The sequence below is a fragment of the Legionella sp. D16C41 genome (assembly GCF_048541585.1).
Lineage (GTDB): Bacteria > Pseudomonadota > Gammaproteobacteria > Legionellales > Legionellaceae > Legionella_C.
Genome location: NZ_CP183303.1, coordinates 1,170,642 through 1,184,064 on the forward strand (window position 1 = coordinate 1,170,642; position 13,423 = coordinate 1,184,064).

Here is a 13,423-nt window from a genome sequence, read left to right on the forward strand (position 1 = left end):
TTATATCCAATTAATAATTTAATCTATAACATTATAGAAGTCCAAATAGTTCTCCTTCAAAAGTGTAGTTGAGTTTCAATACAGTATTTACTTCGAGATCATCCCTATAGTTTTCAGCCAAATTTCTACTAAATGAGGCCAGTTTGTTATTGGAAGATTTGTTGTTCTCACTCCAAATCCGTGACCGCCTTGCGCATATAAGTGCATTTCAACTGGTACCTTGGCTTTCTTTAAAGCAGTATAATAAACAAGTGAGTGATGAATACTATCTACCTGATCATCTTCTGCCTGTATCAGAAAAGTAGGTGGTGTCAGACTGGTAACTGTGATATCTGGGTCTAGCTCAAATTTTTTTTCATTAGTCCATAAATGTCCTGGATAAAGAGCAATCGCAAAATCTGGTCGGCAACTTACTCTATCTGCGATATCAATGGGTTTATAAGCGCGCTTTTTAAAGTGGGTACTGATGTCAGCGACCATATAACCACCAGCTGAAAATCCAAGTACACCAATTTTATTAGGATTGATATGCCATTGCACCGCATTTTTTCGGACAAGCCCAACTGTTCTTTGTGCATCTTGAAGAGCCGTGGGTGCTATTGGATGAATATTACATTGGCAGCTATCATGCCACGCGGGCCCGGAGTCAGGAACTCTATATTTTAGCAATACACAAGTTATTCCTTGTGATGTTAATCTAGTACAGACTTCTGTTCCTTCCAAATCAATTGCTAAACCATTAAATCCACCACCTGGAAATACGACAATTGCAATACCTGTGTTTTTTTCTCGTGGAGAATAAACAGTCATTGTAGGTTGAGAAACATTATATATCGCCTTCCAGGTTTTTCCAGCAATAGGACGGTCAGTTATTAGCTTAACATGTTCTGGACTTATATCTGAGACAGGATTTGGCATTTTTCCATTTGGCCATATAGGTATTTGTTTATGCCCAAGTGACGGCTGCCAGGTATTAGCTAGGGAGACTCCACTGGAGAGTACAAGGACAATACTTATAATAAGGACCGAAAATTGTCTCATAATTTTATAGTTTTTATGGACAGTATCTTTTAAGATAATTAACATTCTAGTTATCTTTACACTTTGAAAATCAAGATCCAGTAGTTTAGTGTATAGTCGCTAAGATTACTTTAATTTTTCAAATAGAAAGTAAAGAAAGGATTTTTCATTTTTGCTCCAAATGTAAGTACAGGGTAACTAGTCAGAAAATATTTTTGACTATTTAAATGTTATGTGCAGTAATTTTGAAATAACTAATTTAAAAATAATAATAAATTATATTTACCGCGCATGATATTTTACTAACCACAATAAATTTTAGTAATAGCCAGCCTTGAATGGCCTAATTCCCGGCTAATAATTTCACGCGCTTTGATATCAAGCCTCTTTTCATAGCTATTAAGTAATTTACTAGGTTTTCCACCTTGAATAGGACAAATTAAGCCGATTTTTTTAATGTCAAATTCTTTAGTTAATTCATGATAACGTTGTTGCGCATAAGCATGCCTTAATCCATGGCATTTGCTAACTCCCATTTTTTTCGTTTCAAGTTGATAATGACTTAAGTGCTGCTTATAACTTCTATTTTCAGGAATTAAAGATTGTCCTGCTGGAACTAGTTGTAACGCTCTGATAAGCCATTGGCGATGCTCATTATTGATAATGTGCAATGTACGACCAATACCCCCTTTAGTCCAGCTAGGTTTAATTTTGAGAGTATTACCGAGCCATGCTTCACTAACTACAAGCTTCATTGATTCTTCTCGCCGAAGTCCAAATAGGCGTTGTGCCTCTAGTGATAATCGTATTAAGGGGTTAGTACATTTAGTAAAATCGATTTGATGAATGGCTTTGTTTATAGTTGGCATATAGCTACGTCGATTAATTTGATAAGCTTCATTAGTGGGTTTCACTAATTGTGGTTTATTGAGTAGTAGCGAAACCTTACGTAGCTTTGCCATGTAATTTTTTAAAGTGCCAGTATTCTTTTCCTGTTTTTTCCAGTGTTCTACTAAAACAAAAATATGCTTAGGTTTTAAGCCATTAATATGATTTAATTTATAGCCGAGTTTATGTAAATCCTTCATACAACGATTTAAGATATGGCGCATGTCTGCTTTGCTAGCAAAAGAATATCCTTTGATGTCTTTCAAGCATTCATTAACTGAATAACATGCATTTTTAAGCTTTGATTTACTCACTTAAGTATAACCATAAGGTATTGGGTGATTTAATGCCCATTTCATCGCGGATAATCCAATTGGTTTGATAGCGTCCAAGTATAGGTGATAAATTCTTTTTTAATTGTTGTGCATAGAGATAGCGATAGGTTTTATTGGATGGTAGCTTGTGAATACTTAAAGCGCTTCGCCAGAGGACGCGAATAGCTTCATAGGAAAGACTATTTACTAAATTTCTATTACCTTGAGTAAACTGAATTAATTCCTCAGCTATTTGCTTTTGTTGGTCATAGCGTATAGGGATAATTCTATCTAAAGAGTTAAAGGCTATTTCACGTGTTATCCAAAGGGTATGTTCTTGAATATGAATATCAGGAACCAGTGAAATTGCTTCGCGAAAAGTTAAGCCAAATTGAGTTTGCAACGCCATAATAAAACGTGGGATTGGATCAATAATATTGATCCAAAAATCTTCAGAAACTCGCTTCTTTCTTTTACTGCTATATGATCGTGTTAAGCCAAGTGACTTATTGTCAATTTTGTCTAAATGGCATCCTATATTACTCAGAAAAACGCGGATAGTAGTCATATAATCCATCATGGTCGCAGGCTTAATCTTCTCCTTTTGCCAAAGCTCTATTAACTTGTGAAGGTGATCATGGTTTAGAGATAGCCAAGCGCTGGGGACAATGCCTAATTTAAATAAGTCATTTATCATCTTATGGATGACAAAAGCACGATGTTTTTTATCCTTGATACTGCCTCGATTATCCAATTGTAAATATCGGTTAGCAGCTTGCCTCAAAGATTGTTTACGCATTATTAATGTCTCTGAAAATATTTGCCCTGATTTAGTTTAGTGTTGGTCGAGCGGTTCACTCAAAAGGTGATACCCAGCTTGTTGCTGCAAGGCTCAAGTTAGGGGCAAATCAATCGCTTTAAGGCAAACGATATTGCCAAAATACAACCGGCTTTTGTTGTGTTTCCTCCTTTGTTTTAGACATTTATAAATAGGCAAAGCAATATCGCCTAGAAGCTAGGTCATAACAATAAACTGTAATGACAGTAAATTTTGAAGAAATTTACGCTGCCAATTGGCAGGTATCCATGCAGGGTTTCCCGACTTAAACGTCCCGCCACAAGGTTAGGGAACAGTGTGGCTTTGCACAAGACCATAAAGGTTTCACCTGAACTGCCCAGGCTCTTCAGTTGTGCTTAATGAAAAATTTAGCAGAATGGAGTTTGTTGGACAATAGTATTGGAAGGGATATTTCATCCTATCGGATTTGGCCCGATAGGATAAAATAATATAATTTATTGATTATAAATTAGAAATTTAATAATTTTATTCTGCGTCACTGTTATGTAACAGTGACGCAGCTAAAACTTACTAAACTGTTTAGATATAAGATGCTTTATTACTTAAGTTGACAGAGATATTTTTATTAATCTTTTAAGAAATCAGATTTCTTTTCTGCTTCTAAGTGTCTCTGAATTTCTCGAATTCTTTCCTCAATATATTTCTTGTGTACTAGATAACTAGTTGAATTACAGTAGGGTAAAAGAGACTCCAGATAAGTAATTCTAGCTGTAATCATGGGAACAGCGCTATCAGACCATCCCCAAACACTAGGTTCAAGAGGTAGAATTTTAAAATCTTCAATATTTTGATTTTTGGCTAGGAAATGTGCTACTAACTGAGTACGTCTTTCAACCTCAAAATGTGTAATAGTACCGTAAATTAACGACATCATATCCATGTTATATGCATTTTTATCGACTATCGCTTTTATGAAAATATCCTGTTTCTCTTTAATATCCTGAGAAACGGACTGACTTTCACTAACGCAAAACAATTTTTTTAAGTAATTCTCAACTCTATACCCTCTGGCCGATCCATAACTGAGAATCCTTTGTATAGCAGAAGTCATTATCTTTTTGATATCTTTACGTCTCCATAAGAAACTATAATCACGTAAATCATCATAGTGCTCAGGATATTCACTATCTGAATAAATATGATCAATATATTCTAATAAAAATTTAGGATCAATATTTAATATGCGATTAAAATTTTGACCATTATGATCAATATGTGGCTCCATACGAGCATGTGTTAAATATGCTTGCTTTACCATAATTTCATTGCCCTTAAATACATGCAATAATTGTTTATTGACTTCCATATAAGGATTAAAGAGTGCATGCAAACTATGACCAAAATTTTGATTAGCTGAAGCCCTATTTAGTAGAATTCCTATAATATTGACGATCGCGGAATTATCTTTCGCTAAATAGTTAAGTAAATAATCAAAATCAAAAGGTACTTCTCCAGGCCCTGCTTTTTCATAGAGAGCATATAATTGATTGATGTGCTCAGGCTTTATTTGTTCAATTTTTAAGGTTTGATAGAAGGCAAATAACCAATGTATTTTTGTAGGAAAATTATTCTTCTCAAGAAGTTTTTTTGTCTCCTCTACTCCTATTATGGTTATCAAGTTTCTTATAAGCGGTATGGGACAAGCAAAATTAAATGATTCGCCCTCAGCGAGGTAGTAAGTAATAACACTAACATACAAAGCCGGGTTATTTTTATATGCTAAGGTGCTAAATATTTCTTTAAGCCCTTCGAGTAGCTGGTATTTTTCACGATTATTTTTCATTTTGTAATAAATATCTTGTGCAGTTAAAAGTAAGAGTTTGTAATCTTCCAACTTAAATTGACGAGTATACTTATCTATCTCGTCACGCTTAAATTTTTCAAAATTTTGCAGATCTATATTATCTTTAATACCGAGATAATCTAGGGAAAGTAATTTATATATGTGGTATTTTTCACTATAAAAGAGTTTAGATAGTTCACTCGTATTAGAGTTTAGTTCTTTATCAGTGGCAAATTTGATATAATTCTGTACAATTAAACAAGATTGCCAATTTTTAGGATCAAGTTTAGTTGAAAAAAATGGTATTAATAGTTTGCAATCATAATCCGCTATTTCTTTCACGTTTATATAATAGCCAGATCTACAGTAGCAAATTAAAAGATCTATAATATCAGGCTGTAGTTCCTTTTTATTAAAGAGCTTAAAAAGGTGAGTCCACATTTTTTTTCTTAGCTCTAATAAGGAGGGAATAGCATGAAGGTTATACTGATAAATAGTTATGACTTCCTGTGTTGCTTCTTTATCATCAAAATAGGTATATAAAAGTTTCTTACTTAAGGCTATCAATAGCTTAGAGAACAATATATTCTCTCCATCTTTAGTACGCTTAATAAGCATATCTATTAGCATATGCTGTTTATTATAATTTTGATAATGAGAGTACCGTCTAAATCCAAAATTTGTTGATAAAAAGAATACTAAATCAGCTACAATCTTAGGTTTTCTTTCTATATAGTCACATATAATTTCTAATGCTAATTTTAAATTGTTATTGTCAGCTTGATAAAAATGAGACAACAAAGAGAGAATCGAGTTCCTGTCTATACTGCTAGATACATCCCAATTGATTGTAGTTATATCAAAGGGTTCTAATTCTATTAATTGCACCTTCTCATGGATATATAATAATGCATCGGTCTGCAATAGAAACCAGAATGTTCTTATCAGCTGACGCAAATTATCATCTTTATTATTTTTTCGATACACTGTCCATTGATCTAAAATTACTGGCCGAATTTGTTTTTCAAGCTGTTCATAATCGAAGGCATTTAGGCAGGAATAGATAGCGTCTTGTATTCTATTAATTTGATTGGGAAATAGTTGCTCAAGGATAATTTTTAGGTCTATTGCTTTTTGTTTAAATACGCATAGATAAAAGAGATAGGTTGCTAGAACTTGATCTTTAATTTTTACAACTTCTTCTTCATATATATCAACTAATTCAAGCTCATGAAGGCGTTGTGCTAACTGCCAGAGGGTATGGGAGTCAATATTAAAAGCTTTCCATATTGTTCTCATGAGTTTGTCATTTGCTTTATCTATACTTTTGAATAAGCTAATAATTCCAGCACATTTAAGTATGTTGGGATCATCTAGTTCTTGCAGATCATCGCGTATTGAAGAAAAATATCGATCATAAAGACTGGAGACATCTTTTATACTATTTAAATTGTTTTCTTCAATTGCTACTTTTGCAGCCATTACTGCAATTCTAGGGTTCCCTGAGGCAACTTCACAAATTCTGTCAAGCCACAAACCATTAGAAATATTATAGAGTTTTTGTATTAGTTCCCTGATCTGCTCTTTCTCAAAGGCAGAAAGATTTATTTCTGAAACATTATTTAATAGTTGAGTAGTTCTTCTTACTTTCTCAATAGCATAATCACGAACAGTAGCAACAACCTTAATTTGTTTGTTTTGTTTGCAGTCTTGCAATAATTGAGTTATATAATTAAATCCACCTATACGATTTGCATCATCTACAAAAATTAAAAAACTACCTGGTCTTGAGAAATATATTTGCAAGTCGTCGAATAAGTCCTGTCCTCGATCTCTAATACAAAAGGATTGGTATTCAGGATTTCTTTGATTAAATTGGTGTATAATTTCTAAAGCAAGGCGTGATTTTCCTACACCAGCCGAACCTGATATTAATAGCAAGTTATTTGAATTCAAGTTAGACAATGCTTTTTCCACTTCCTTATCACGAAAACAAAAATCTGTATTCAATGGGGTAGAGTAATAACTTTTATCATAATTCAATACAAAGTCAGTTATTGTTATTATTTGGCCTGTATCAATATTTACTCCCAGAAAGTCCTTTGCTAAGCCGGGAAAATGACGATACAAATCAAAAGATAAACTTTCCATATCATAAATTTTAAGTGAAATTTTACTGTTTTTTACTTGCTGATGTAGCTTCTGTTCTTCTTGAAGGGTCAGTCCAGTTGTAATGCAGAGAATTATTTGCTGTATGTTAGCAATTTTAATACCTGTCTTTTCTTCATCAAGGCATTTTTTTATATCGGATGAAAGTTTGTCAAATAAGTTATTTTGACTAGTTGTATATTCTACTAATATAAATTTCCCATTCGCATCTCTTATCGCTGTATCTGGTGTCCCCTTGCGTACTTTATCCGCTCCAAAGACAGAACCAATAGGGTTTAAGTTAGCATTAGCATATCCTTTTTCAATCAGATAGCAGTCGCAGAGTTTCTGAAATTTTCCTCCATCTAACTCTTTTAATGCATTTTGTATTTGATTAATTTTGGACATTTCTAACTTCCTGATTATTCAATGTTCCTAATAATTATAATTCCGGAGCCATTAATCTTGCTTCGATTTTATTAATAGTATTAAGTATAAATTTATATGATTAAATAATAGACAATCTAAGTTTCGAAATCCAAGATGTTTATTAATTTAAAAAAGTAAATTTTTTAGAGTTATAGAATTAGTTTTAGAATTCAACATTATGACTGTATGACTTTAAAAATTCTTTTAATCATTGACTTTATATAAAATTATGCCTAAAGCCAAAACCTAACTTTTATAATTATTATAAGGATTTACTACTTAAAAGATTAAAAATTACCCATTATCTAAAAATTTCAGAAAATTTTTGTAGTAGTTCGTCTAAATGATAGTTAAAGATGAAATTATTTAATAAATAATTAACACTTTATGTTTAAGTGATTAATTAACTTAGCAATCTAGAAATTTATCTAATTTTACATTTGAAATATATCACAATTGAGTATTGTTAAAGGTAAATAGATTTATTTTTTAAGTTCATTAACTTGATTAATAATAGTCTTATTATCTGTATAGTGTTTTTGAGTTAAAGGAAGCGGTATTCTAACTTTATAAAGTTCCCCACCATTAACCAAAACAAAAGCCTGCCCCTTAGGCAAAGAAATAATATCGTTTACCTCAATCATAGGTATAGAAGTAGTCTGAACTCGATCTTCATTTGTCGTATTAAAATAAACGCCATCTTCCCCATGGGGCGTATCATTGACCATAGAAACTTGCGTATGGCCGACTACACCAACTTGCGGTAATACTTTAACTAGGAGGTTAGCTGTTTCCTCATTTTTAACTCGAAGCACAATTAAAGTATTGAAGTTACCTTCAGAAACATCAGCTTTCGCTCTTGATCCAAATGCTACTTCCATATCTTGAATTGTTTGCGCATAGGCTGTGACTTGGAAACCTGCGCCACCGGCTTTGTTTAAGATTTTTACAAATGAATCTTGAATAATTTCTGAGAGTTCATCGCAGTGAAGATTTAAACGATAATGAGTGGTACTTTCTTTATAGATTTTTCCAGCAGTTGATACTAAGTCAGATAAAAAGGCTTTACCTACAGCTTGAGCAATATTAGGGTTGGTTAAGCTATCAAGGCCGATATAAATTACTTTCTTTTCTTTGATTGCCTTCATTAACTCAATTTCGTTATTGCTATGCTTAAATGAAAATATTTTTGATGCATTACTCTTGTTAATTTCGGATAGGACTGGTCCGACACTGGCGGTAATTTTATCATAATAATGTTTATCCATGATGGCGGCATCATAGAGATCAATCAGTATTTGATCGTGTAGACTTTCTACATTTCCCGTAGTGATTGTCTTAGAAATATAATTTTTTAAGTATTCAATTACCGCTTTTGTTCTATCCATCGGTGCTATCTTTTTATTTTTACGGCTTACCTTCTCTTCATGAGTAGTAAGAATGATTTCAATCTGTGAATGATAGTCAGAGTAATGCAGAGGCATGATTGTATCAGCATAGGCCATCAGTAATTGATCTAAACGACTAATATAAAAAGCAATAGATTTATAAGTAATGTGCTGCTGCATTTCTTCAAGGCAGATGGCCACAATATTGATATATTTCCAGGCAAAGGCTGCAAATTGTTTGCCTTCACCTTCAGCAGCGATAGCATCCGTAATACGTGTTGCAACTTCACTGACCTGATCATAGTTTTTTAAAGGGTTGTATTGAGCAGATAAGTTAGGAAAACCTAGGTGTACAATGCGAAAATCATTTAATCTGTTCGATACTTCGCAAGCGGCATACATATCGCGAACTAAGTCTAAGTCGCCTTTAGGATCAACAACAATAACTGCATCGCCATTTCTAATATCTTGGTTAATTAGAATACTGGCAAGCCTTGTTTTCCCTACACGTGTTGTGCCAACAACAAAAGTATGTCCTACGCGTACCTCTTGCGGAATATACACGGGTGAGTCTTTTTCACCTAAACCATGCAGATAAGGGCTGCCACCGACAGATGGATCTGGCTTAAAAGGGTTTAATCTGGAAGGGTAATTAAGCCATTTAGCTAAGTAAGTGTCTTCGTGATTTTGGCAGTATTCTCTTGCAGCTCGATAGTATTTATTGCGCTGCATAAACGATTCGTTTTTGATTTGCTTAATTTGATGTAAGCGTTGAGTATGATGCGGTAGCCAGCGAAAACCTTTACCTAAGAATAACCATTTTTTTGATAAGGGAATTTGCGTAGTAGACAATGCGTAGTAAGGCATGGCTAATAAACGCCAATGAAAGCGTTTAATTTTTAAGCCTTGCAAGCCTCTTAATAAACTTAAACAGCTTAGTCCTGTTGCTGCATAACATCCCATGCTCTGTGTTAAAAGAAAAAGATGAGGTTTATGTAGTGCAAGGAAAGCTAGCGCAGCACAGGTCAAACTAGTATAAAGTTCAGTGGGTTCGCGAAGCAAGTTTTCAACTGGATAATCTGCCATGTGGCTACCTCCACCAAAATATAATTTCAGTAAAGATTAAGACTACTAACAAGGACCAGCGGCTACGTAATGCTAGCTTTAGTTGATCGGAGGTAACTTCATAGTTTTTTCGATTAATAATAATTTGAATAAATTGAGGCCAAAGAAGGTAAAGTAGTAGATAGAATAAAAGATGGCTTATTAAAAAATGGACATGATGAATTTGTAAAAAATGCTGGGCTTCCTGTAAAGGCTTACTTAACTGTAGTACTTGCGGAATAAGTAAGAAAAGCAAGAAGGCTGGTATAAGAAATTTAATTAAGACTATAATGGTTGAACATAAATAATAAAACATGGAATGTCTCCTCATGATTAAGCCTATCAAAAGTCATCAATCCATGGCCTTTACGGCATTTAAAATCCTTTGCAAAATGTTAGCTTTACTACTACAAGTAGTCTGTCTATTTACTTCAGATCGTCGCTCTTACTCGCGCTATTCACCTTATCAAGCGCAAGATCTTTATAAAAAAGGTCTGATAAATGCTGCAGAATACAATAGAGCAATAAAAAACGATCTCTTATAATCTTCCTGCACTAGCTACTTTAGCACCTGCTCTTAAAACTTGAGTACTGACATGGGTGGCATTTTCACTGTGAACGTTAGCTTCATTAATTAATCCCATAAGACCTGCACCTGCTTCACCACCAAAATGGCTTGAAAGTTTTAACAATAAGAAAGGAGCGATAAAATAAAACATCACCGCTATATTACGCATGGCAGACAAGACCTCATTTTTGCCAAGTGGATCTAAAACGCTTCTCTCCACGAAGCCCACTAAATGCCAAAGATATTGGATAAAGATAGCCATAATAAATAAACCACATAAACTACCTAGTGCCCTAAGGCTATAGCCGCTTAAAGCTAAAACAATAGGCGTCATAATAATTAAAAAGAAATAAAGAAATGCTTGCATAACAGGAAGTGTTTGCATAATAGCTTCTCTTTTTAATGGTGTCGCAGTCCAAGATTTAGCCCATTGTCCCGCATTAACTAGGCTTTGGGTGATGACACTACTAAATACGCCATTGGCGTTATCCATTAAATTTTTGACACTATTAGATTGCATGTCGCGGCTATCATTTAGCAACATTTTGGCAATATAATCTTCAGAGGTTAGGTTAGAGTTCCATGCTTTAGGATGGCTGTTTTTAAAGGATCGCACTCTATCTAAGACAGCAAAGTAGTTTAGATGACTGTCAAAGACACTTGCATTATTAGCCACTTGCACTAAAGCATTGCGAAGTTTTAACCACCATTGATTACAGGTTGGATAGCCTTCGTCGGGTAGATGTTTCGCATCAATATCACCGCGTTCTGCGGCATTTTCTAAATTACTGTTAGGTGCTTCTTTAAAGCTAAATCCAGGAACAGGTTGGCGCGCGTGAATCTTATCGTAGTAAAGCGTTTGATAGACTTTTGATCCTACCCATTTAAGATCTTCCTCACCACCATATTTTTTGAGAATGTCATCAATTTTAGCATTGTCTTGAGATTCGCTGTAATAACTATTTCTAGCTTCTAGAAAACATTGCCGATGAAATTTTAAAGCTGATTCACGTACATCTGTTGGAAGATACGTTGAGATCAAATCGCCTTCTATGGCTTGTAAGCTATCAGAGCATCCAGTTACCTTCATTAAGCTATATGTTAATCCGGACATGTAATTCTGTAGAATAGCAAAGCCAATAGGCATTTTAACATTCGATGTTAATACATCTGCAAATGCTTCATCGTAGGTTGTACCGGTATCTTTTAGGATAGAGGTTTTGGCATTACCTTTAATTCCACACATGGGTTTAAAGTTTAAGGCTTTTTCTTCTAAAGGAACGCATGGATAAACGAAAATAGCGCAGATTAAAAAAGTAACTGCTAACTCATAGAGAAAGTTATTTAATGCATATTCAGCTGCATGGTGGGTTGATCCAGAAGGCGCCAATACATTCTTTAAGAAACGATAAGCTACCATTAAAAACCCTAAATAAAGCAATCCTGTTTGCCAGAGCGCATTAAATAAAATTTCATACTGCTGCCAGCCTAAGTAGGTGGTATAAAGAGATAGAGGGCTAAAGACAACCATATCAAGCTCCCTTATTTTCAGATTTTAAGTATACAGCGCCATTTTTAACAACAGGTTGTTCGTGGTCGTCACCTGGTAAGCCTTTAGCAATACCTTGATGTCTTAAATCCATTAGCACACCAAGCGTTTCTGTCATCATTTTTTTGCGGACTTCATTTTCAAAAGCTAGTGAATGGATATCATCGTCAAGTTTCTTTAGTGCGAAGCGCACCATATCTAAAGCGGGTTTTAGATTTTGAACTTCTTGCACTTGTAATCCTGCTTGCAGAATACGACGCATCATTAGCGCTTTATCTAGCATATTTTGTACAGCAATCTCTTCGGCAAGCTTAGAAACAGTTAAAATCTGCTCCTCTCGTGACATACGCTGAATGGTCATGATTATTTCATCTGTAATCATGAGGTTTGAGGCGCTAACGAGCTTTAATTTTTCTTCTGTGAGCGGCCATTTTCGATCAACCAGCTGCCAAAGTGCTCGAGATACATTACTCGTGCATGTATTGCTGCTATCGCAACTTTGTAATAGAGCAGATAATCCTATACCGGCTTTAGCGTCATGATTGGCTGTTTTTGTTTTATCTTCAGTGGCACTAACATGAATATCGCCTAATACTTTCACGGCCCAATTAGCTGCTTCAGTGGGGTTTTTCCAGCTTTGAGTTAATGGTATTTGCGCGGTGGGCGCTTGTTGATTATCCAGAGGGATTCGATTCAGTAAAATATTGTAACCTGCAATGACAACATCATTAATTACTTTAATTGGTCTTTGATATTTTCCACCAGCGTTACCTTTTTCTCGCCCTATCCAAGGTAAGCCATACTCATCTCTTTTTTGAGCAATTGTTTTAGCTGTTTCGCGCACATCTACGTTACCAGTTTTAGCGCGCTTTGCTGCTTCAAGCCAGCCTTGACTGTTTGAAACAGACAGCATACTTTCCATAGGTGACTGGCCTTCCTCTAGTGTTTTTTTAACATCTTGGCAATCTTTAACTTTAATTGAAAATTCATTTTGTGCACCAGCTGCGGTGTTTTGTAAAACGTTATATAAGGCTGGCATTGATTGTTGTAATTTATACATAGGAAAACCGGCTACAGAGCCTTTTAAGTTTTCAATAATGCCACTAGGAATATTCATAGCGGATGATTTCATATCCTGGAAAGTATTAGTAATGGAAACCACTGGATTAAAGCCGTTGCAAGTAAAGCCAAGGCGACCATTAACATGTCCACCAATCGTTATTGTTTGATCAGTGTTTACTGGCGGAATATATAAATTAGAAATACCGCCTAACTTATAGTAATAGTCAGATTCATTAGGAAGAAACGAACCAGCTAGGGCTGCTGATGAGGTTAAGCTGGCAATTAGTACAAATATGGGCTGCTTCATTGTT

General features: G+C 34.6%; 9 protein-coding genes. 1 reads left to right on the top strand and 8 read right to left on the bottom strand.

The features are described from left to right. Nucleotides 1-87: 87 nt before the first annotated feature. From ACNVED_RS05155 to ACNVED_RS05180, 6 genes are all read right to left on the bottom strand, one after another. The gene (locus ACNVED_RS05155) at nucleotides 88-1,086 is read right to left on the bottom strand and encodes an alpha/beta hydrolase (RefSeq protein ID WP_419420689.1); all 999 of its coding nucleotides are present in this window, start codon (nucleotides 1,084-1,086) and stop codon (nucleotides 88-90) included. Between the two features lie 236 nt (nucleotides 1,087-1,322). Next, nucleotides 1,323-2,222: a phage integrase N-terminal domain-containing protein gene (locus ACNVED_RS05160; protein ID WP_419420690.1), complete on the bottom strand. Its 900-nt coding sequence runs from the start codon at nucleotides 2,220-2,222 to the stop codon at nucleotides 1,323-1,325. Continuing rightward, on the bottom strand, nucleotides 2,215-3,021 hold the full coding sequence (locus tag ACNVED_RS05165) for a phage integrase N-terminal domain-containing protein (protein WP_419420691.1): 807 nt from the start codon (nucleotides 3,019-3,021) through the stop codon (nucleotides 2,215-2,217). The genes ACNVED_RS05160 and ACNVED_RS05165 overlap by 8 nt, the downstream gene beginning before the upstream one ends. A gap of 625 nt (nucleotides 3,022-3,646) precedes the next feature. After that, complete coding sequence (locus tag ACNVED_RS05170) at nucleotides 3,647-7,420, bottom strand: hypothetical protein (protein WP_419420692.1); 3,774 nt, start codon at nucleotides 7,418-7,420, stop codon at nucleotides 3,647-3,649. Between the two features lie 503 nt (nucleotides 7,421-7,923). Beyond that, nucleotides 7,924-9,915 carry a type IV conjugative transfer system coupling protein TraD gene (gene traD, locus ACNVED_RS05175; RefSeq protein ID WP_419420693.1) on the bottom strand — a complete coding sequence of 664 codons (1,992 nt, stop codon included), beginning with the start codon at nucleotides 9,913-9,915 and terminating at the stop codon, nucleotides 7,924-7,926. Between the two features lie 4 nt (nucleotides 9,916-9,919). After that, entirely contained in the window at nucleotides 9,920-10,249 is a 330-nt protein-coding gene (locus tag ACNVED_RS05180) for a hypothetical protein (RefSeq protein ID WP_419420694.1), read from the bottom strand. 13 nt (nucleotides 10,250-10,262) lie between these two features. On the opposite strand from ACNVED_RS05180, the gene ACNVED_RS05185 reads away from it, so the two are divergent. Next, nucleotides 10,263-10,478, top strand: a complete 216-nt coding sequence (locus tag ACNVED_RS05185; protein ID WP_419420695.1) for a hypothetical protein — start codon at nucleotides 10,263-10,265, stop codon at nucleotides 10,476-10,478. Here the strand turns inward: ACNVED_RS05185 and ACNVED_RS05190 are convergent. Together ACNVED_RS05190 and ACNVED_RS05195 are read right to left on the bottom strand one after the other, a co-directional pair. Further along, the gene (locus ACNVED_RS05190) at nucleotides 10,473-12,032 is read right to left on the bottom strand and encodes a conjugal transfer protein TraG N-terminal domain-containing protein (protein ID WP_419420696.1); all 1,560 of its coding nucleotides are present in this window, start codon (nucleotides 12,030-12,032) and stop codon (nucleotides 10,473-10,475) included. The genes ACNVED_RS05185 and ACNVED_RS05190 overlap by 6 nt on opposite strands. Before the next feature lies 1 nt (nucleotide 12,033). Beyond that, nucleotides 12,034-13,419 (bottom strand): integrating conjugative element protein, encoded by a 1,386-nt coding sequence (locus tag ACNVED_RS05195; RefSeq protein ID WP_419420697.1) that lies wholly within the window; start codon nucleotides 13,417-13,419, stop codon nucleotides 12,034-12,036. Nucleotides 13,420-13,423 lie beyond the last annotated feature (4 nt).

Bases quoted from the DNA above. Each gene is read 5' to 3' on its own strand.
- ACNVED_RS05155 (WP_419420689.1), bottom strand. From the start codon at position 1,086: ATGTTAATTATCTTAAAAGATACTGTCCATAAAAACTATAAAATTATG.
- ACNVED_RS05165 (WP_419420691.1), bottom strand. From the start codon at position 3,021: ATGCGTAAACAATCTTTGAGGCAAGCTGCTAACCGATATTTACAATTG.
- ACNVED_RS05170 (WP_419420692.1), bottom strand. From the start codon at position 7,420: ATGTCCAAAATTAATCAAATACAAAATGCATTAAAAGAGTTAGATGGA.
- traD (WP_419420693.1), bottom strand. From the start codon at position 9,915: ATGGCAGATTATCCAGTTGAAAACTTGCTTCGCGAACCCACTGAACTT.
- ACNVED_RS05180 (WP_419420694.1), bottom strand. From the start codon at position 10,249: ATGTTTTATTATTTATGTTCAACCATTATAGTCTTAATTAAATTTCTT.
- ACNVED_RS05185 (WP_419420695.1), top strand. From the start codon at position 10,263: ATGATTAAGCCTATCAAAAGTCATCAATCCATGGCCTTTACGGCATTT.
- ACNVED_RS05190 (WP_419420696.1), bottom strand. From the start codon at position 12,032: ATGGTTGTCTTTAGCCCTCTATCTCTTTATACCACCTACTTAGGCTGG.
- ACNVED_RS05195 (WP_419420697.1), bottom strand. From the start codon at position 13,419: ATGAAGCAGCCCATATTTGTACTAATTGCCAGCTTAACCTCATCAGCA.